This is a genomic window from Pseudomonas fragi (assembly GCF_900105835.1).
Taxonomy (GTDB): domain Bacteria; phylum Pseudomonadota; class Gammaproteobacteria; order Pseudomonadales; family Pseudomonadaceae; genus Aquipseudomonas; species Aquipseudomonas fragi.
This window is the reverse complement of the sequence record NZ_LT629783.1, coordinates 3,385,961-3,405,510: the sequence shown is the minus strand read 5'-3', so window position 1 is coordinate 3,405,510 and position 19,550 is coordinate 3,385,961. Positions and strand designations below refer to the sequence as shown.

Sequence of the window (19,550 nt, the reverse complement as noted above, 5' to 3'; positions counted from 1 at the left end):
GCCGATCAAGAGCTAATCAAAATCGAGTTGTACAGAACGGATGCAGACCATGACTGAAGTTGCCAGTGCCCTTGCTGCTGCAAGCACGCCATCTGTTATCGGGCGCTTGCTCGGTGACCTGGCTGTTGCCTATCGCAAAGTCCCGGATCACCCGGGGCTCGACCCTGCGCGCAAGGTGCATGCCGTACTGCTCGACGATTCGATCGGCCCCCTGCTGGTGCTGTTCACCCAGAACCATTTACTTGATCTTAACCGCCTGGCCGACTTGACCGGGCGGCGCATGACCGCCGTTGCGCCGGAGCGCCTGCAGGTCTTGCTGGACAAGCATGGCCTGAGCCAGCTGCCGGGCTTGCCGGCGCTGGTCAACTCACCCTGCCTGTACGAAGAACACTTGCTGCAACAACCCTCGCTACTGATCAGCACGGGCGAGCCGGACCTGTGGCTGGAGATTACCCAGCAAGACTTCAGGCCTCTGCTCAAAAATGCCAGCGCCGGCCGTTTTGGCGAGCCCCTGGGCGCCATCACGCCTGATCTCGGCGGGGACGATGGCGAGGCCATTACCCGGGCGGTGCAGGCCTTCACGGCGCGGCGTATCCAGCAACGGCTGGAGGCCACCATCGAGCTGCCACCGCTGACCGAGAGTGTGCGCAGAATCATGCGGCTGCGCTCCGACCCTGATGTGACCATCGATGAAATCACCAGCGTAGTGGAAACTGACCCGGCGCTGGCGGCGCAGGTCATGAGCTGGGCATCGTCATCGTTTTACGCCTCGCAGAGCAAGATTCGCTCGGTCGAAGACGCCATTGTGCGCGTGCTGGGGGTTGATCTGGTGATCAACCTGGCACTCAGCCTGTCGTTGGGCAAAACCTTGAGCCTGCCCAAGGACCACCCACAATCGAGTACTCCTTACTGGCAGCAGTCGATCTACACCGCGGCGGTGATTGAAGGGCTGACCCGGGCCATGCCCCGGGAGCAGCGCCCCGAAGTCGGCATGACTTACCTGGGCGGGCTGTTGCACAACTTTGGTTACCTGCTGCTGGCCCATGTATTTCCGCCGCATTTCTCGCTGATCTGCCGTCATCTTGAGGTCAACCCTCATGTCAGCCACAGCCTGATCGAGCAGCATCTGTTGGGTATCAGCCGTGAACAGATGGGCGCCTGGCTGATGCGCTTTTGGGGGATGCCGGATGAGTTGGCGATTGCCGTACGCTATCAACACGACCCAGCTTATGTGGGGGTGGATGCGCAGTATCCGAATCTTGTGTGCGTAGCCCTGGGCTTGTTGCGCAGCCGCGGAATCGGTCACGGGGCTTGTGCGCCGTTGCCGGATGCGTTGTTCGAGCGTCTTGGCGTGCCACGAGAAAAGGCTGAGGCGGTGGTGGGCAAAGTATTGGAAGCTGAAGTGCTGCTGCGCGAAATGGCGGCGCAGTTCGGTCAGGCTTGAAGAGCTAAAAGCACAATCCTTCACCCCAACCCTCTCCCGGAGGGAGAGGGAGCTGATTGTCGGTGTTCTTGAAATCGCGCGCGGTCAGTTCCCTCTCCCTCTGGGAGAGGGCCAGGGTGAGGGGCTCTTGATCTAAACCTTGGCCTTTTTACGCGGCTTGAGGTACTTGGTCAGGCCCTGGAACCAGATCACCAGCGCCGGATTGCCCTTGATCTGAATCGACTTGTCCTGAATCCCGGTCATAAACGCCAGTTGCTTGTTTTTTGCCTGCAGCGTGGCGAAGCCGTAGGCGGCATCTTTAAAGGCGATGGCAAACGCCGGCTCCGGGTACAGGCCGCCGTGGCTGGTGATGCGCTGGTCTTTGACCTTGAAATGACGGGCCACTTTGCCGTCGAGGGTTTGCAGCTGGAACACCAGATCCTTGTCCACCAATTGTTGCTGGAAAGCAGGATTGTTGCGGCTGGCTTTGCCCATCAAAAAGCCCAGCATCCAGAGCAGAAAACGAAATTTCATTTACGCGGCCTCGGGGAATTAAAAAATGGCCGGCGCAGTGTAACGATTTGAGCGAAGAACGCCATGTTTCTGAATAGATAGGCGCAGATGGGCTGGATTTTGCCACTTATGGCCGCACAATCGACCCGTGTTTTATCAAGAATGGGCTGCTGGCAGGGCCAGCTTGCCCATTCTTCATGCCGCCAGCGCCTTAAGGGTTCACGCTGTCCTTGAGGAACTTGCCCGGCTTGAACGCGACCGTGTTGCTGGCCTTGATGGTGACCGGCTGACCGGTTTGCGGGTTTTGCCCCGTACGGGCACCGCGATGGCGCTGGATAAAGGTGCCAAAGCCGACCAGCGTGACGCTGTCCTTGCGATGCAGGGCCTGGGTGATTTCTTCCAGCACTGCATTAAGAACGCGGTTGGCTTGCTCTTTGGTTAGGTCGGCCTTTTCAGCGATAGCTGCGGCGAGATCGGGTTTACGCATGATGAAGCCTCTTTGACGGTTTTTTGTTGTTATGTCCGTGCTGCTCTCTACGGAACAGCGCCCAAGGCGCCGCAGGCTCTAAACTGCGGCAGACCGGTGTGAGAATGGCACGCGCCCAAGGTCGGCGCCAGCCTCTGCACAGGCTTTGTTGAGTCAAGGCAATGCCATATACGACAGAGTAGGCTGTGTTTACGCCAAAAGTGCAGGTAGCTCTTTGTTTAGCGCCAATTTTTCGCGAACGGCTTCCCCCGTCAGGGCATAACCGAGCAACTTGCCCTCTGCGTCGCGGCACAGCGCCTTGATATCGCCACCCTGGCCTTCCACGGTCCACACCCCTTCGCAGCCACGCGGCACAGGTGACACCACCAGCGGGCACACTGGGGTTTTCACCGTAATGGGCATGGCCCCGTAGCTGACGGCGGTCGGATTGCCTGCCAGGGTTTGCGCCAGTGCACGGGCGCAACTCATCAGCGGCATCACATACAGCAGGTTAAGGCCGTCAACTTCGGCACAATCGCCCAATGCATAGATATTGGCGTGAGAGGTTTTAAGCTGACGATCTACTTCAACCCCGCGATTGACCTTGATCCCCGCCGCCGCGGCCATATCGATGCGCGGGCGCAGGCCGATGGCCGACACCACCACATCGCACGGCACGACACTACCATCGGACAAATGCGCCTCCAGCCTGGAGTCAGTGCGTTGCAGGCGGGTCAGCACCGGGCCCAGGTGAAAGCGCGCGCCCAGGCCTTCCAGACCGGCCTGCACCGCCGCGGCAGCAGCAGGGTGCAACAGGGTGGGCATCACCTGCTCGCAGGGCGCGACCAGGTCGACCTCGTAGCCGCCTGCGATCAGGTCATTGGCGAATTCGCAGCCGATCAGCCCGGCCCCAAGGATTAACACGCGGCGCTTGCCGGCCGCTGCAGCGCGAAAGCGTGCGTAATCTTCCAGATCGTTGATCGGGTAGATGGCGTCCTGAGCATCACCCTCCACCGGCACCCGCACCGTTTGCGCGCCCCACGCCAGGATCAGGTCGCGATAGGGCACGGCCTCTTCGCCGATCCACAATTGCTTGTGGCCCGGGTCGATACCGCTGATACGGGTGTGGGTGCGCACCTGGGCCTTGAGCTGCGTGGCCATTGCCTCGGGCGTGGCCATGCTCAGGCCGTCGGCCTCTTTGTTCTTGCCAAAGCCGGTGGACAGCATCGGCTTGGAGTAAGAACGCCCGTCATCGGCCGTGATCAGCAGCAGCGGGGTTTCGCTGTCCAGCTTGCGAAACTCCCGGGCCAGGTTATAGCCAGCCAGCCCGGTGCCAACGATCACGACAGGTGCGTTCATTCCAATCTCCAAGGGTCAATCAGGTTTTAAAAGGGTCGATCAGTTGATTTCAATCATCTCGAAATCCATTTTGCCGACGCCGCAATCCGGGCACAGCCAGTCTTCCGGAACGTCTTGCCACAGGGTGCCGGGGGCGATGCCATCATCCGGCCAGCCGTCGGCTTCGTTATAAATCAGTCCACATACAATGCATTGCCACTTTTTCATCGGGGTAATTCCTACAGGTTCAGGCATGGACGAGGCCGCGAACTTCTCGATGCGGGCCGGGCTGCTCGTCAAATTCAGGGCGTTTTGTACTGATGACCACAGGCAGATGCAAGCACCAATGCTGGCAAAAGTCCCTTGGCCGCTCATTCGAGGAGCAGCGTGATAAGCTCGCTGGCCTCAATGGCTGCCAATTATGACCCACCGTGCCGCACTTAACGTCTCCGCTTATCTCCCCCGTCTGGCTTGAGCAAGGCCAGTTGCCTGCGTTGCCGGACGCACAGACCCTGGACTGGCTGTTTGACGAAGGTTCGCTAACTCGGCGTCTCACTATAGTTTCAGATAACTCCTTCAGCGTACTTCCGCTATTTGAGGGCTGGCAGGTGTTGCGCCCGGACGAATGCGCAGCTCTGGCCCTGCCACAAGGCGAACAAGGCTGGGTGCGTGAAGTATATTTGCGCGGGCGCGGCGAGCCCTGGGTATTTGCCCGCAGCGTCGCGGGCAAAAGCTCGCTGGAAGATGGCGGGCTGAACATGGACGAACTGGGCACCCGCTCGCTGGGCGAATTGCTGTTCAGCGACCACGCCTTTGCACGCGGCGCGTTGCAGGTCTGCCACTACCCGCGTGAATGGCTGCCGCCGGCCGATCAGGCCGATCACCTGTGGGCCCGCCGCTCGCGCTTTGTGCGCGCAAAACTGAGCGTGCTGGTGGCCGAAGTGTTTTTACCCAAACTGTGGGCCGCCCTGGGTGCCCGGTCGGAGAACAACTGATGTACACGCGCCTGCTCAAATCCCTGAATCGCCTCAACCCTCGCGCCTGGGACTTTATCCAGCTGACCCGCATGGACAAGCCCATCGGCATCTATCTGCTGCTGTGGCCGACCCTGTGGGCGCTGTGGGTGGCGGCCAAGGGCGTGCCCTCGCTGGGCAACCTGCTGATCTTCGTGCTCGGGGTGATCCTGACCCGCGCCGGGGGTTGTGTGATCAACGACTTTGCCGACCGCAAGGTGGATGGTCACGTCAAGCGGACCGAACAACGGCCGATGGCCAGCGGAAAAATCAGCAGTAAAGAAGCGCTGGTGTTCTTTGCGCTGCTGATGGGGATCAGTTTCCTGCTGGTGCTGTGTACCAATGCCCAGACCGTGTGGCTGTCATTCGGCGCGCTGGCGCTGGCGGCCACCTACCCGTTCATGAAGCGTTACACCTACTACCCGCAGGTGGTACTGGGCGCGGCGTTCTCGTGGGGCATACCGATGGCCTTCACCGCCGAGACCGGCAGCCTGCCGGCTGCGGCGTGGTTGCTGTACATCGCCAACCTGCTGTGGACCGTGGGGTATGACACCTACTACGCCATGACCGACCGCGAAGATGACCTCAAGATCGGCGTCAAATCCACCGCCATCCTGTTTGGCGATGCCGACCGTGTGATTATCCTGAGCTTGCAGGGGCTGGCCTTGGGCTGCCTGCTGCTGGCGGGTTCGCACTTTGAACTGGGTGGCTGGTTCCACCTTGGCCTGCTGGCAGCGGCGGGCTGTTTTGTGTGGGAATTCTGGTATACCCGCGACCGCGACCCGCAGCGCTGCTTCAAGGCCTTCCTGCACAACCACTGGGCAGGGTTGGCGATTTTTGTGGGCATCGTGCTCAATTATGCGGTGGCTTGAGCCCCTGCCCCGCGAGTTTTTTCAACGCTGACCCAACCCCTGTGGGAGCGGGCTTGCTCGCGATGCGGACAGCGCGGTGGCGCTGCAAGACCGCGACGATCCAGTCGCGAGCAAGCCCGCTCCCACATCGGCCTTACCCCGCTGGCACCAGCCGCAAGGTGCTGCGGGTATTGAGCTGGATTTCGTTTTCGTCCATATGCGGTTTGTCGTAATCACCCTCGATGTAGGACTCAGCCTGGTCGCGGTAGTGTTTGTCGAACGGCACGCCACTTTGCCCGACCGGGTTGATGGTCAGCCCGTGGGACGGCTCGGCAAAGTCGATCAGGCGCCGGGTAGACGGGCCGTAACTCACTGGCCACGGGGCATTGCCCAGTTTGGCGCTGAGGTTGTTGGGCACTTCGTGGCCGCCGGGGGCGGCGAAGGGGCCGACGTTGAGCAGCCAGTCCAGGGGCTTTTGCCGCCCCAGCGGGTGTTCATGGGTCAGGGTGTGGGCCACGCCCCAGCGCCATTGCCCGGGGTCGTCACCCAGGGTGGCCTTCAAATGGGCGATGCTGGCCTGCCACGCCACCTTGACCGTATCGGCGCGGGTTTCTGTGCGCGCGGTGCTGCGGTTGTCCCACCACGGTGAATCCGGGCTGGCCGCCATGCGCGGCAAGGCAGCATCGATCACACGCGTAGTCAGCATGGCATCAAAAAAACTGTCGCCCAGTTTGTCGCGCATGGTGGCCTCTGTGAGGCTGTACAAAAACTGGTTGAACAAGGTCGCCGCAGTTGAGTCCAGCGGGTAATCGCCCTTCCACTGTGCCAGTTGCTCCACCAGTTTGCGTTCGCCCGGGTCCGTGACCACTTCGCGCAGCACCGGCAACAGGGGCTTGAGCACACGCTGCGCGTAGCCCGTGGCAGTCCCCAACTGCAGGGCCTGGCTGTTTTTCAGGTTCCACTTCACGCTGGCATCGCTGAGCTGGCGATCAAGCTGCTGGCCGCGATCGGCCAGGTTGTAATAACCGGGAATCTCGATGCCGGCAGGCGACAGCGGCTGAAAGTTGGCCGACACGATAAAGCCCCGCGCCGGGTTTTCTTCCTGGGGGTTGGCGCTGAACGGGTAAAAACCGTTTTTATCGGCCTGTGAGGTGCTGCCATCGAGGATGAATGCCGGGTTGACCCCCGCCGGGCGTTTGGGCAACTGCGCTGCTGCCCACCATCCGATATCCCCCTTGGCGTTTGCCCACACCAGATTCAGCCCCGGCGCCTGAATAAACGTCGCTGCCGTACGCGCCTTGCTCAGGGTGTCGGCGCGGTTGAGTTGGTAGAAGCCTTCGAGGATCGGATTTTTCGTCTCCAGAAAGCCCCACCACATGGCAATCGGGGTGTTGCCCGCCGTGGCGCCCAGCACGTCATTGATAATCGGCCCGTGGGGCGACTGGCGCAAGGTGAGGGTCACCGGCGCCTCGCCCTTGACGGCAATCTGTTGGTCGCTGCGGGTCATGTCGACCCACTGGCCGTGGTACCACACCTGGTTGGGGTTGGCGGGGTTGGTCTTTTCCGCGATCAGGTCCAGGTCGTCGTTCTGGAACATGGTCAGGCTCCAGCCAAAATCGCGGTTGTTGCCTAGAAACGCAAACGGCACCAGCGCCTGATGGTAGCCATACAGGTCAAAGTCCGGGGCCGAGAGCTGGGCCTCGTACCACACGGATGGCACGGCAAAGCGAATGTGCGGGTCACCCGCCAGCAGCGGCTTGCCGCTTGGCGTGCGTTTGCCCGACACCACCCAGGCGTTGCTGCCTTCAAACTGCGGCAAGCCTGCCTGGCTCAGGGCCTGATCGCTCAGTTGCGCCAACGCCCCCAGGGTTTTCCAGTCACTGGCCGCCAGCGCCGGGGCCAATACACCCTGGGGTTGCCAGTCGAGGTCAAAAATCTTCAGGTAATCGCTGCCCAGTTGGTCGCGCACATAGGTTAGCAATGGCTCTGTGCGAAAGGCGGCGGCAAAACTGTAGGCCATGTACCCGGCGACGCTGATGGTGTCTTCGGCCGTAAAGGGCCGTGGCTTGATGCCCAGCAGGTCGAACTCCACGGGCCTGGCGTGGTGGGCCTGGTACTGGTTGATGCCGTCCAGGTACGCCTGCAAGGCCAGGAATGCCGGCGACTGCGGGTCCAGCTCAGCCAGGTAGCTGGCGGCCCGCTCACGGATCCGCAGGCTGCGAAACAACTTGTCGGTATCGACCAGCTTTGGCCCCAGCACTTCTGCCAGCTCGCCCCGCGCGAGACGGCGCATGATTTCCATCTGAAACAGCCGGTCTTGCGCCTGGACATAGCCCAGAGCGCGGTACATGTCGGCCTGGTTGCCTGCGCGGATATGCGGCACCCCACGCTCGTCATAACGCACCGTCACCGGCCCTTGCAGCGTCGCCAGCGCAACCTGGCCCTGACGCGTGGGCAGTTTGCTTTGCACATACCAGAACCCGCCACCCGCGAGGGCGGCAACGACAACGGCGATAACGGTCAGGCTGCGTTTCATGGAGCAATTCCTTGTTCGGGTCGTGGGCGCCACAGCGTTATGGCCGGGCAGAGCGCTCGTCCTGCCACGCGCAGTAACAGCCCACCGCCATCGTGTGCGTGGCCTTGACCGGGCGCCCCTCGCTCAGGGCTTGCAGGATCGGCTCGATAAAGCTGTTGCTGGCATTGCAGGTGGCACCTTCGCTGTAAGGGCCGAAGTAGGCCAACTGGCCGCTGCGGTCCCAGATGGCGACCGCCGGGCTGGCGCTCAGGCGCTCGGCGCCGGGCAGGCTGTGCAGGGGTTTGATGGCGCCCAGGGTGGCGGGGAGCTGACCGCGGCTGCCGGGCTTTTGCAGCGAATAGAACTCGACGCCTTGGGGCGCGTAATGAGCCAGCAGCTCGCTGAGGTGCTGCTGGTTGCCGACGTTGCACGGGCAAGCCGGGTCCCAGAAGTGCACCACGCGGATTGCCCCGGGGCCGGACAGCTCGGCGGGCAGGCTGAGGATGTCCCCGGCAAATACCGCGGTCTGCTCGCTGAAGGCGCGAATGTAGCGGCCCTGGAACCAGTCGTAAGCGGCCCACAGCCCCGCCGCGCAGATCAGCGCCAGCAGGCAGGCCAGCAGGGTTTTGGGCGTGGGCAGCGGCATGCAAAAGCTCCTTGAAGGCCGCGTAGCTTGCCATGCCTGACCTGACAGATGAATATCGATGGTCTATAAAGCCTGTTTTGCGCGCCCGCGCCCTGTCTGGAAGCCCCTATGCCTGCCCCGTTTTCTCCCGATTCCTTGCGTGCCAGCCTGCAGCCGTTGGCCGCCGGGCAGCCGCTATCGAGTGAGGCGCTGGCGTACCAGCGTTTTTACGGGCTGGATTTCGCACAGCGCTCACCGGCAGTCAAACGCCAGTTGGGGCGCTTCAATGCGGGCGGTTATGAAATCGTCAGCCAGGTGTGGTGGCCTGATGCCCCGCCAGTGGCCACGCTGTTTGTGATTCACGGTTTTTACGATCACATGGGGCTGTATCGGCATGTGATCGAGTGGGGGTTGAACCGCGGGTTTGTGGTGATTGCCTGCGACCTGCCAGGGCACGGCCTGTCCAGTGGCGAACGGGCCAGCATCGATGATTTCGCCCAATACCAGGCGGTGCTGCAAGGTCTGTTTATCGAAGCTCAATCATTGCAATTACCGCAGCCCTGGCACTTGTGCGGGCAGAGTACGGGTGGGGCCATTGTGCTCGATCACCTGCTGCGCTACGGCGAGCAAAGCCCGGCCCAGGGCAAGGCCATTCTGCTCTCGCCGCTGGTGCGGCCCAAAGACTGGGGCTGGTCAAAACTCAGCTACTACCTGCTGCGCCCGTTCGTAAAAGGCATTGCCCGGCGTTTTAGCGAGAACTCCAACGACCCGGCTTTCTTGCCGTTCCTGCAAGCCGACCCGCTGCAACCGCTGCGTTTGCCCACGGCCTGGGTGGGCGCGCTGGCGCGCTGGATCCCGCGAATAGAGAACGCGTCGCCGAGTGCGCGTCAGCCTTTGGTGGTTCAGGGCCAGGCTGATAAAACCGTGGATTGGCAACATAACCTTGAAGTGCTCAAAACCCGGTTCAATCAGCCCCGGGTGCTGTTGTTGCCTGAAGCGCGGCACCATCTGGCGAATGAAACGGCCGCAATACGCGAGCAGTATTTCGGCTTTCTGGACCAGTATCTCTGAGACTGACTCTTGCTGCAGGAGCTGGCTTGCCTGCGATGCCATCGCGAGCAAGGCCGCTCCCCCAAGGGCACCGTAGTTTTATGGGTTCAGGCTTGCAGTGCTTTGCCCCACCGCCAATCCGGCGCGAACTGCAGCCAGAGCAGCCTGATAATAGGTCTTGCCGTCAGGCGACTGGGCGAAGGTGACGAACTCTTCCAGTTCCGGGTCAGACAGGTCGCGATACACATAGAGCAAGGTGTTATCCAGCTCACCGCCGATCTGATCCATGAGGCGTTGGCGCTGGCTGTTCAACATGCTTTGCGCTTGCCCGCCGCCCAGTAGCCCGGGGATCATCGAACTCAAGCTGTCAGCGGCAACACCGGCAATTGCCAGGCTGACCTCGGCCCCGGCTTCCCGCGCAGGCAGTGCACGGGACAAATGATTGATCAGCAACTGGCGGGTGGCGTCAGCCTCCATGCGCGGCAGGCCCTGGGCGTGCTGGGCCAATTGGTCGCGGCGGGTGGCCAGCAACTCGGCAGAGACAATCTTGCCGCCCAGGGGCGAGCGAAAAAACATCAAGGCCGGCTTTGGGTCAGGCAAATTGCTGCGCATCTGGTCCCTGGCACGCTTGTCCATCGCCGCAGCTTCAAAGCGCTGGTTGCTGTTATTGACCAGCGCTTGATAGACCGCAGGCGGCAAATTGTTGCGGTAGCGTTCCTGGGCAGCGCTCAGTGCGTCATTGAAGTGCGCACGTTGTTGTGGCCAGCCGGCGACCGTAAACAGATCATCGAGGTTATCTGCCCATGCGGGTAACGTACAAAACATCATTAACAGTAAAAACAAGCGGTGCATGGGGGGCTCCTGTCTGCAGGGCGCTATTGTCCGGGTGTGGCGTAGGACTTGTCGAGAATTCCTCTCGCTCTTGTAGGCTTAAAATGCCCAAGTGTTTTTTTTCGACGTTGGCAGCCAGACGGAGCTGTCAGATTTTGAGGCGGCTCGATACTATGCGCGCCATGCACATACCCTCTGATCACCCGCTGTTGCTACGCATCGTCGACGACCTGTATACGCAGGGATGGTCACAGCAAACTATCTTCCTGCCCGAGGCTCTGACCCTCGAACTGGCGGCTGAGTGCCATAAACGTTCTGCCGAGGGCGAACTGACCCCGGCAGCGGTAGGGCGCGGCGTGACGCAGGAGGTCCGCGAAGGTATTCGCGGGGACCATATTCAATGGTTGGAGCCGGGTGAGGCTTTGGCCTGCGACAGTTACCTGGGGTTGATGGAAAGCCTGCGAATCGCCATGAATCGCAGGCTTTTTTTGGGCCTGGAGGACTTTGAAAGCCACTTTGCCCTGTACCCGCCCGGGGCGTTTTACCTCAAGCATCTGGACCGTTTCCGTGATGATGACCGGCGCATGGTTTCGGCCGTGGTCTATCTCAATCAAGGCTGGTTGCCAGAACATGGCGGGCATTTGCGCATGTACCTGGACGGCAATGTCGACTATGACGTGTTGCCGACAGGCGGTTGCCTGGTGGTCTTTCTCTCCGGCGAAATCCCCCACGAAGTGATGCCTGCCACCCGTGACCGCCTGTCGTTGACCGGCTGGTTTCGCCGTCGCGCCACCGAGGTGTTTGTATGAGCCCCAAAGTATTGGTCAGCCGTTGCCTGCTGGGCCACCGTGTGCGTTACGACGGCGGCGCCAGCGGCCCCTATGCACAACTGGCGCAATGGCAGGCTGAAGGCCGGGTGATAGCCCTGTGCCCGGAAGTCGCGGGGGGTTTGCCCACGCCACGCGCCGCAGCAGAAATCCCTGGTGGCCAGGGCGTCGAGGTGCTCGCGGGCAAGGCTGCGGTCATCACCACCGAAGGCGAAGACGTAACCGAGGCGTTTGTGTCCGGGGCGCGTCAGGCTCTGGCGCTGGTTGAGCGTCATGGCATCCGCCTTGCTATTCTCAAGGCCAACAGCCCGTCCTGCGGCAACCGGCTAACCTATGACGGCAGCTTTAGTGGGGTAAAAGTCGAGGGGCAGGGCGTAACTGCGGCCTTGTTGACCCGTGCCGGAGTACAGGTATTCAGTGAGCTGGAGCTGGAAGAAGCGGCCAAAGCACTGGGTATTTTGACGGAGAAATGACTTCAGGTAACATCCGCTACCACTTTTGCCCAGGGATACAACGATGACTGACAAGCCTAAACCACAGGCCTCGGCCGCGGCCGAAAGTGCCGACACAGCACTGCACCATATCGTTGATGGCTTTTTGCACTTTCATCACGAAATCTTCCCTGAACAAGAAGCTTTTTTCAAAAAACTCGCCACGGCGCAAAACCCGCGGGCGATGTTTATCGCCTGCGCCGATTCGCGCATCGTGCCGGAGCTGATCACCCAGAGCGCACCGGGCGATCTGTTCGTGACCCGTAACGTGGGCAACGTTGTACCGCCTTACGGCCAGATGAACGGGGGTGTTTCCACGGCCATCGAGTACGCGGTACTGGCACTTGGCGTGCAGCACATCATCATTTGCGGGCATTCCGATTGTGGCGCGATGCGCGCCGTGCTCAACCCCGCCAGCCTGAAAAAAATGCCGACGGTAAAAGCCTGGTTGCACCACGTGGAAGTGGCCAAGACCATGGTGCAGGACAACTGCAACTGCGCAAATGAATCGGAAAGCATGCATGTGCTGACCGAAGAAAACGTGATTGCCCAACTGCAGCACTTGCGCACGCACCCGTCGGTGGCGTCACGCATGGCCAACGGGCATCTGTTTATTCATGGCTGGGTGTACGACATCGAAACCAGCGCCATCAAGGCCTACGATGCCGACAAGGGCGCCTTCCTGCCGCTGGACGGCACCAGCCCGATCCCGAGCGCGACGCCCAAAGCGCGGTTTTAAGCGGCATGATCGGTGGGAGCGGGCTTGCTCGCGATGGCTTCAACGCGGTCCGTCAGTTAAACCGCAGCGACTGCTTCGCAGGCAAGCCAGCTCCCACAAAAAGCCTGCAAAAATCTTACAACGCCAGGCCAACGCCCAATTGCTTGGACAGGCACGGCCAGCGCTTCCAGGCAGCGCCGGTCTCGGGGCTGGTCAGGCGCTCGCGGTAGGCCTCGACCGACTCCAGGGCAAAGCTCTCTTCGTTGAGCATCAGGTCAACGGCATGATGCACGGCGGCGTCCAGCTGGTTGGCGAAGTCTTCGCCGATCAACTGGTGGGCAATCAGGTTGGCCACGGTCATGTCCAGCGGAATCAGCGGCTGCTGGAAGTGCTTGATATAAAGATCGTTGACCTCTTCGACCAGGCGGTGCGCCAGGTAAGCCTCGTCCAGCAAACCCTCCAGCCCTTCGTGGCCATCAAGCAGCGGCAGTGGCTGGGCAAAAAACTGCTCGGCGATTTTCAGGATGGGTGTGATCTGCGACTCGATACCGGCTTCGCGGGCAACTTCATTGGCCGCATCAAGCAAGTCGGGCACCTGGTCGATATAGGCGCTGACAAAACGCGTCATCACCACATTACGGTCGACTTCAGGCAGTTGAATAGCGGTGTGCAGGTGTGGCAATTGAGCGGCCAGATGCTTGGCGAGCAGGCCCGTGCTGGCCTCATGTTCTTGGGCACGCGAGATCTGCACGCGGATGGCGGCGGTGTTCATGGGAACTCCAGGGGGGGTGTCAGGCAGGGAGGTACTTTAAAAGTAGCCTTCTCAAGTCAAGGAAAGGGCTTTTTCAGGGGGAGTATTGTTATTCATTTTGTGACCAGGCAGTGAGTGCCATTTGTCGATGGTCCCTTATTTCATTGTTTTGGCCCCTCGTATTGCGGGGTTGGGCCCGGTGTCTATACTCGTTTCTGTAACCGTTATTCGATGACGCCCGACTGCTTGAGCAGACGAGGCTCGGCGGTAATAGACAGCTGGTTTGAACACCGCCCCCTTGTAGCGCTGCCCGTGTACTGATGCAGACCGGCGCAATAACAAGAAAAACAAAGGGGAACACCGCGATGCGACATCCACACCTATGGATGGGCCTGCTGTTGTGGTCAGTGTTCGGCCAGGCACAAGCGGCCTGGACCGTGAATATGGCGCCGGGTGCAACCGAAGTCAGCCATGCGGTCTTCAACCTGCACATGACCATCTTCTGGATCTGTGTGGTGATCGGCATCATCGTCTTCGGGGCCATGTTCTGGTCGATGATCGTTCACCGTCGCTCCACCGGCCAGCAGGCCGCCAGCTTCCACGAGAGCACCAAAGTCGAAATCCTGTGGACGATCATCCCCCTGGTGATCCTGATCGCCATGGCTGTACCGGCGACCCGCACCCTGATCCATATCTATGACAGCAGTGACTCGGATGTGGATATCCAGGTCACCGGCTATCAGTGGAAATGGCATTACAAATACCTGGGCCAGGACGTCGAGTTCTTCAGCAACCTGGCCACCCCCGCTGATCAAATCCATAACCAGGCCCCCAAGGGCGAGCATTACCTGCTCGAAGTCGATGAACCGCTGGTGTTGCCCATTGGCGCCAAGGTGCGATTTTTGGTGACGTCGGCCGACGTGATCCACTCCTGGTGGGTGCCGGCCTTCGCGGTCAAGCGTGACGCCATCCCCGGTTTTATCAACGAAGCCTGGACCCGCGTCGAGAAGCCCGGCATCTATCGCGGCCAATGTGCCGAGCTGTGCGGCAAGGACCACGGTTTCATGCCGATCGTGGTCGATGTCAAAACCAGGGCCGATTACGACACCTGGTTAGCCGAACGCAAGGCCCAGGCCGCGCAACTCAAGGAATTGACCAGCAAGGAGTGGACCCTCGACGAACTGGTGGCGCGGGGTGACAAGGTCTACCACACCGCTTGCGTGGCCTGTCACCAGGCTCAGGGCCAGGGCCTGCCGCCCATGTTCCCGGCACTCAAGGGGTCGCCGATTGCCACCGGGCCTGCCGCCGATCACCTGCACCGCGTGTTCTTCGGCAAACCTGGCACGGCAATGGCCGCGTTTGGCAAGCAACTGTCGGAAGTCGACATCGCTGCCGTCGTCACTTACGAGCGCAACGCCTGGGGTAACAACAAGGGCGACATGGTGACGCCAAAAGACGTGCTGGCGCTCAAACAGGCGCAAGGCAAATGAGCCGCTCGAGGGTGTGCCCACGCAACGGTCGGGGGCACTGTGCCGCCGACTTCTTGGTCCAGCTGCTTGCAGGAGTCAGGACATGAGTGCTGTTATCGATGACCACGGCCATGCAGACGGCCAGGCTCACGGCCCGGCCAAAGGCCTGATGCGCTGGGTATTGACCACCAACCACAAGGACATCGGCACCTTGTACCTGTGGTTCAGCTTCTGCATGTTTTTGCTCGGAGGCTCGTTTGCGATGGTGATCCGCGCCGAGCTGTTCCAGCCCGGCCTGCAGATCGTGGCCCCGGCCTTCTTCAACCAGATGACCACCATGCACGGGCTGATCATGGTCTTTGGCGCGGTGATGCCGGCGTTCGTCGGCCTGGCCAACTGGATGATCCCGCTGATGATCGGCGCGCCGGACATGGCCCTGCCGCGCATGAACAACTTCAGCTTCTGGCTGTTGCCCGCGGCGTTCCTGCTGCTGGTTTCAACGCTGTTCACCGCCGGGGGTGGGCCCAACTTCGGCTGGACGTTCTACGCCCCGCTGTCCACCACCTATGCACCCGAAAGCGTGACTTACTTTATTTTTGCCATTCATTTGATGGGCATCAGTTCAATCATGGGGGCCATCAACGTGATCGCCACCATTCTCAATTTGCGCGCCCCCGGCATGACCCTGATGAAAATGCCGCTGTTTGTCTGGACCTGGCTGATCACCGCCTTCCTGCTGATTGCGGTGATGCCGGTACTGGCGGGCGTGGTGACCATGATGTTGATGGACATTCACTTCGGCACCAGCTTTTTCAGCGCTGCGGGTGGCGGTGACCCGGTGCTGTTCCAGCATGTGTTCTGGTTTTTCGGCCATCCCGAGGTGTACATCATGATCCTGCCGGCTTTCGGCGCCGTCAGCGCGATCATCCCGACCTTCTCGCGCAAGCCGCTGTTCGGCTACACCTCGATGGTCTACGCCACGGCCAGCATCGCCTTCCTGTCGTTTATCGTGTGGGCGCACCACATGTTTGTGGTGGGCATTCCGCTGGTGGGCGAGCTGTTCTTTATGTACGCCACGCTGCTGATCGCGGTGCCCACCGGGGTCAAGGTATTCAACTGGGCCAGCACCATGTGGCAAGGCTCGCTGACCTTTGAAACGCCGATGCTGTTTGCCGTGGCCTTTGTGATTTTGTTCACCATCGGCGGGTTTTCCGGGTTGATGCTGGCCATTGCCCCGGCGGATTTCCAGTACCACGACACCTATTTTGTGGTGGCGCATTTCCACTATGTGCTGGTGCCGGGGGCAATCTTTGGCATCTTCGCCTCGACCTACTATTGGCTGCCGAAATGGACCGGCCACATGTATGACGAAACCCTGGGCAAGCTGCATTTCTGGCTGTCATTTGTGGGCATGAACCTGACGTTCTTCCCGATGCACTTTGTGGGGTTGGCGGGCATGCCGCGGCGGATTCCGGACTACAACCTGCAATTTGCCGATTTCAACATGGTGTCGTCGATTGGCGGGTTCATGTTTGGGGCTACGCAGTTTTTGTTCCTGTTTATTGTCATCAAATGCATTCGCGGCGGCCCGCCAGCACCGGCCAAACCGTGGGACGGCGCCGAAGGTCTGGAATGGAGCGTGCCTTCGCCCGCGCCGTACCACACCTTTACCACGCCGCCGGAAATCAAATGAAAGGTCAAAGGCCCCTCACCCCAGCCCTCTCCCGAGGGAGAGGGAGCAGATTGGGAGTGTTCGCGAAACCGCATGCGGTCAGTCCCTCTCCCTTTGGGAGAGGGAGCAGATTGGGGGTGCTCTCGAAACCGCATGCGGTCAGTCCCCTCTCCCTTTGGGAGAGGGTTAGGGTGAGGGGCTTTTGGCTCCAGGGAGATCAAGGGTGAACAACTCAACCCCCATCAAACGCCTGGTCCTGCGCCTGTCGCTGCTGGTGGTGGTGATGTTTGCCTTTGGCTTTGCCCTGGTGCCGATCTACGACGTGATGTGCAAGGCCTTCGGCATCAACGGCAAGACCGCCGGGCAGTACGAAGGCGAGCAGGTGGTAGACCCGAGCCGTCAGGTGCGGGTGCAGTTTTTGTCCACCAACGCCATCGACATGGTGTGGGACTTCTACCCCAAGAGGGATCAGTTGGTGGTCAACCCCGGGGCAGTCAACGAGATGGTCTTTGTTGCCTACAACCCCACTGACCATCCGATGTCGGCCCAGGCAGTGCCGAGCATTTCTCCCGCCGAAGCGGCTCAGTATTTTCACAAAACCGAGTGTTTTTGCTTTACCCAACAGGTGCTGCAACCGGGTGAACGGATCGAAATGCCGATGCGCTTTATTGTCGATCGGGCCATGCCCAAGGATGTGAAACACCTGACGCTGGCTTACACGCTGTTCGATATCACCGCTCGCCATCCGCCCGTCGCCGCTGTCGCCGGCAAGGACGCTGACCAGCCTTCCCGATAGGAGAACGCCTCATGGCAACTCACGATCAGTACTACGTCCCGGCACAGAGCAAGTGGCCGATCATTGCCACTATCGGCTTGCTGGTCACGGTGTATGGCTTGGGCACATGGTTTAACGATCTTAAGGCGGCGCGGCCTGAGTCCCACGGGCCGCTGATCTTTTTCGTCGGCGGTCTGATTGTGGCCTACATGATGTTCGGCTGGTTTGGCGCCGTGATCAAAGAGAGCCGCGCCGGGCTCTACAGCTCACAACTGGACCGTTCGTTCCGCTGGGGCATGACCTGGTTTATTTTTTCCGAGGTGATGTTCTTTCTCGCCTTTTTTGGCGCGCTGTTTTATGTGCGCCACTTTGCCGGCCCATGGCTGGGCGGTGAAGGCAGCAAGGCGGTGGCACATATGCTGTGGCCCGACTTTCAGTTCGCCTGGCCACTGCTGCACACCCCCGACCCTGCCCTGTACCCGCCACCCAAGGGCACCATCAGCCCCTGGGGCTTGCCACTGCTCAACACCGTATTGCTGGTCAGTTCCAGCGTCACCCTGACCATCGCCCACCACGCACTGAACAAGGGCCATCGTGGCGCGCTGAAGTTCTGGCTGGGACTGACGGTGTTGCTGGGCGCAGGCTTTTTGGGGTTCCAGGCTGAGGAATATGTCCACGCCTACAAGGAGCTGGGCCTGACCCTGGGCTCGGGGATCTATGGCGCGACATTCTTTATGCTCACCGGCTTTCACGGCGCCCACGTCACCATCGGCGCACTGATCTTGCTGATCATGCTGATTCGCATCGTGCGCGGGCATTTCAATGCCGAGCATCAGTTCGGCTTTCAGGCCGCAACCTGGTACTGGCACTTTGTGGATGTGGTGTGGCTCGGCCTGTTCTTGTTTGTTTATGTGCTATGACTCACTTTCGCCCCGGTATCGCGCCCACCCTTACGGTGTTGGCATTGCTGCCACTGCTGTTGTTTCTGGGCTTCTGGCAGTTGGGCCGCGCAGAGCAAAAACGCGTATTGCTCGACAACTACGCCGAACGCCAGATGGCCGCACCGGTAGCGGTCGGGCAATTGCACGGGCTTGCCGACCCGGCCTTTCGCCGCGTGCAGTTGCGCGGCCATTTCGACGGGCAACACAGCCTGCTGCTGGACAACCGCGTGCGTGACGGCCAGGTCGGTGTCGAGCTGCTGCAACCGTTTCAGGATCAGGCCAGCGGCCAGTGGCTGTTGCTCAATCGCGGCTGGTTGCCGTGGCCAAGCCGCCGCACCCCGCCGCAGTTCAGCACCCCCGGGCAAATCCTGGATATTCAGGCCTGGGTCTATGAGTCGCCGGGCACGCCCTTCCAGCTACACGCCGACCCGCTGGACGCCCCCTGGCCACGGCTGGTGACGGCCGTCATGCCCGCCAAACTGTGGGCCGAACTGGGCCGTGAAGGCTTTGCCGACGAGGTGCGCATCGCCCCCGGCCCGGCAGCGTATCAGGCCGACTGGCCGCTGATTGCCACGGGCATGGGCCCGGAAAAACACACTGCCTATGCCGTGCAATGGTTTGCCCTGGCGTTCGCGTTGCTCGGCCTCTATCTGTACCTCGGTTGGCACACTGCACAGGAGAAACGCCATGGGAACGGCCATCAATCCGCCTGACTCCGCGCCCGCGCCGTCGCCGGTTACACGACGGCGCGGGCGGTTGCAGCTGGTCCTTATTTTGCTGCTCACCGTCGGCCCGATGGTGCTGGCCACGGGCATGTACAAACTCAAGTTCTGGCTGCCCGAAAGCCGCAGCTACCACGGCGAGTTGCTCGGCAACGGGCAAAGTCGCGCCGCCCTTGGGGTGACGGCTGATGAACAACGCTGGCAACTGCTGGTGACCGCGCCACAAGCTTGCGCGGCGGACTGCCAGCAACTGGTGTACCTGGCCCGGCAACTGCAGATTGGCCTGGGCCGCGATGCCTCCCGCGCCAGCCACGCCCTGGCGTCGGCACAACCGGTGGATGCCGCCTACGCCGCGACACTGCAGCTCGAATACCCGCAATTGCAGCGCTACACCCTGGACCTGCCGACTTATACACAGGGCGCCGAGGGCAACGGTGCGGCGCAACTGTGGATCATCGACCCCCACGGCAATCTGGTGCTGCGCTACGGCCCCGGAGTGGTCGGCAAGGACGTGCTCAACGACCTGCGCCTGCTGCTGAAGCTGTCCAATATCGGATAG

21 protein-coding genes are annotated in these 19,550 nt (G+C 61.0%); 13 read left to right on the top strand and 8 right to left on the bottom strand.

Annotated features, from left to right (window positions below; translation table 11 throughout):
• Window positions 1-49: 49 nt before the first annotated feature.
• Complete coding sequence (locus BLU25_RS15525) at window positions 50-1,444, top strand: aminoacyl-tRNA deacylase and HDOD domain-containing protein (protein WP_029611634.1); 1,395 nt, start codon at window positions 50-52, stop codon at window positions 1,442-1,444.
• Window positions 1,445-1,576: 132 nt separating this feature from the next.
• On the opposite strand, the gene BLU25_RS15520 is transcribed toward BLU25_RS15525, so the two are convergent.
• The 4 genes from BLU25_RS15520 to BLU25_RS15505 all read right to left on the bottom strand — a co-directional run bounded on the left by BLU25_RS15520 (window position 1,577) and on the right by BLU25_RS15505 (window position 3,968).
• Window positions 1,577-1,957, bottom strand: coding sequence for a hypothetical protein (locus BLU25_RS15520; protein WP_016782718.1), 381 nt, complete (start codon window positions 1,955-1,957; stop codon window positions 1,577-1,579).
• A gap of 190 nt (window positions 1,958-2,147) precedes the next feature.
• On the bottom strand, window positions 2,148-2,423 hold the full coding sequence (locus tag BLU25_RS15515; RefSeq protein ID WP_016782719.1) for an HU family DNA-binding protein: 276 nt from the start codon (window positions 2,421-2,423) through the stop codon (window positions 2,148-2,150).
• 189 nt (window positions 2,424-2,612) lie between these two features.
• Window positions 2,613-3,761, bottom strand: a complete 1,149-nt coding sequence (locus BLU25_RS15510; RefSeq protein WP_016782720.1) for an NAD(P)/FAD-dependent oxidoreductase — start codon at window positions 3,759-3,761, stop codon at window positions 2,613-2,615.
• Window positions 3,762-3,800: 39 nt separating this feature from the next.
• Window positions 3,801-3,968 (bottom strand): rubredoxin, encoded by a 168-nt coding sequence (locus BLU25_RS15505; protein ID WP_003437744.1) that lies wholly within the window; start codon window positions 3,966-3,968, stop codon window positions 3,801-3,803.
• A gap of 203 nt (window positions 3,969-4,171) precedes the next feature.
• On the opposite strand from BLU25_RS15505, the gene BLU25_RS15500 reads away from it, so the two are divergent.
• Both BLU25_RS15500 and ubiA read left to right on the top strand, forming a co-directional pair.
• Window positions 4,172-4,735, top strand: a complete 564-nt coding sequence (locus BLU25_RS15500; RefSeq protein WP_083369713.1) for a chorismate--pyruvate lyase family protein — start codon at window positions 4,172-4,174, stop codon at window positions 4,733-4,735.
• The gene (gene ubiA, locus BLU25_RS15495) at window positions 4,735-5,625 is read left to right on the top strand and encodes a 4-hydroxybenzoate octaprenyltransferase (protein ID WP_016782723.1); all 891 of its coding nucleotides are present in this window, start codon (window positions 4,735-4,737) and stop codon (window positions 5,623-5,625) included. Before BLU25_RS15500 ends, ubiA begins: the two co-directional genes overlap by 1 nt.
• Before the next feature lie 133 nt (window positions 5,626-5,758).
• Here ubiA and BLU25_RS15490 read toward each other — a convergent pair whose 3' ends face one another.
• Both BLU25_RS15490 and BLU25_RS15485 read right to left on the bottom strand, forming a co-directional pair.
• Window positions 5,759-8,140: a penicillin acylase family protein gene (locus BLU25_RS15490; protein WP_083369712.1), complete on the bottom strand. Its 2,382-nt coding sequence runs from the start codon at window positions 8,138-8,140 to the stop codon at window positions 5,759-5,761.
• 37 nt (window positions 8,141-8,177) lie between these two features.
• Window positions 8,178-8,765 (bottom strand): DUF6436 domain-containing protein, encoded by a 588-nt coding sequence (locus BLU25_RS15485; protein WP_016782724.1) that lies wholly within the window; start codon window positions 8,763-8,765, stop codon window positions 8,178-8,180.
• Between the two features lie 108 nt (window positions 8,766-8,873).
• Here BLU25_RS15485 and bipL point away from each other — a divergent pair, with 108 nt between their 5' ends.
• Window positions 8,874-9,815, top strand: a complete 942-nt coding sequence (gene bipL / locus BLU25_RS15480; RefSeq protein WP_016782725.1) for a phospholipase BipL — start codon at window positions 8,874-8,876, stop codon at window positions 9,813-9,815.
• Between the two features lie 78 nt (window positions 9,816-9,893).
• On the opposite strand, the gene BLU25_RS15475 is transcribed toward bipL, so the two are convergent.
• Complete coding sequence (locus tag BLU25_RS15475; RefSeq protein ID WP_016782726.1) at window positions 9,894-10,646, bottom strand: hypothetical protein; 753 nt, start codon at window positions 10,644-10,646, stop codon at window positions 9,894-9,896.
• A gap of 152 nt (window positions 10,647-10,798) precedes the next feature.
• On the opposite strand from BLU25_RS15475, the gene BLU25_RS15470 reads away from it, so the two are divergent.
• From BLU25_RS15470 to BLU25_RS15460, 3 genes are read left to right on the top strand one after another with little or no spacing between them, the layout of a single operon-like run.
• On the top strand, window positions 10,799-11,434 hold the full coding sequence (locus BLU25_RS15470) for a 2OG-Fe(II) oxygenase (protein ID WP_016782727.1): 636 nt from the start codon (window positions 10,799-10,801) through the stop codon (window positions 11,432-11,434).
• Window positions 11,431-11,925 carry a 2-thiouracil desulfurase family protein gene (locus BLU25_RS15465; RefSeq protein WP_016782728.1) on the top strand — a complete coding sequence of 165 codons (495 nt, stop codon included), beginning with the start codon at window positions 11,431-11,433 and terminating at the stop codon, window positions 11,923-11,925. Before BLU25_RS15470 ends, BLU25_RS15465 begins: the two co-directional genes overlap by 4 nt.
• Window positions 11,926-11,968: 43 nt before the next feature.
• Window positions 11,969-12,682: a carbonic anhydrase gene (locus tag BLU25_RS15460; RefSeq protein WP_016782729.1), complete on the top strand. Its 714-nt coding sequence runs from the start codon at window positions 11,969-11,971 to the stop codon at window positions 12,680-12,682.
• A gap of 115 nt (window positions 12,683-12,797) precedes the next feature.
• Here the strand turns inward: BLU25_RS15460 and BLU25_RS15455 are convergent, their stop codons facing one another.
• Window positions 12,798-13,433, bottom strand: coding sequence for a hypothetical protein (locus tag BLU25_RS15455; protein ID WP_016782730.1), 636 nt, complete (start codon window positions 13,431-13,433; stop codon window positions 12,798-12,800).
• A gap of 344 nt (window positions 13,434-13,777) precedes the next feature.
• Between BLU25_RS15455 and coxB the strand changes: the two genes are divergently transcribed.
• The 6 genes from coxB to BLU25_RS15425 all read left to right on the top strand — a co-directional run bounded on the left by coxB (window position 13,778) and on the right by BLU25_RS15425 (window position 19,550).
• Window positions 13,778-14,902 (top strand): cytochrome c oxidase subunit II, encoded by a 1,125-nt coding sequence (gene coxB / locus BLU25_RS15450; protein WP_037001590.1) that lies wholly within the window; start codon window positions 13,778-13,780, stop codon window positions 14,900-14,902.
• 82 nt (window positions 14,903-14,984) lie between these two features.
• Window positions 14,985-16,574 (top strand): cytochrome c oxidase subunit I, encoded by a 1,590-nt coding sequence (gene ctaD, locus BLU25_RS15445; RefSeq protein WP_016782732.1) that lies wholly within the window; start codon window positions 14,985-14,987, stop codon window positions 16,572-16,574.
• A 202-nt stretch (window positions 16,575-16,776) separates the two neighbouring features.
• A complete protein-coding gene (locus BLU25_RS15440; RefSeq protein ID WP_016782733.1) occupies window positions 16,777-17,349 on the top strand; it encodes a cytochrome c oxidase assembly protein in 573 nt (190 codons plus the stop codon).
• An 11-nt stretch (window positions 17,350-17,360) separates the two neighbouring features.
• Window positions 17,361-18,248, top strand: a complete 888-nt coding sequence (locus BLU25_RS15435; RefSeq protein ID WP_016782734.1) for a cytochrome c oxidase subunit 3 — start codon at window positions 17,361-17,363, stop codon at window positions 18,246-18,248.
• The gene (locus tag BLU25_RS15430; protein WP_083369711.1) at window positions 18,245-18,982 is read left to right on the top strand and encodes an SURF1 family protein; all 738 of its coding nucleotides are present in this window, start codon (window positions 18,245-18,247) and stop codon (window positions 18,980-18,982) included. Before BLU25_RS15435 ends, BLU25_RS15430 begins: the two co-directional genes overlap by 4 nt.
• Window positions 18,957-19,550 carry a hypothetical protein gene (locus BLU25_RS15425; RefSeq protein WP_029611635.1) on the top strand — a complete coding sequence of 198 codons (594 nt, stop codon included), beginning with the start codon at window positions 18,957-18,959 and terminating at the stop codon, window positions 19,548-19,550. Before BLU25_RS15430 ends, BLU25_RS15425 begins: the two co-directional genes overlap by 26 nt.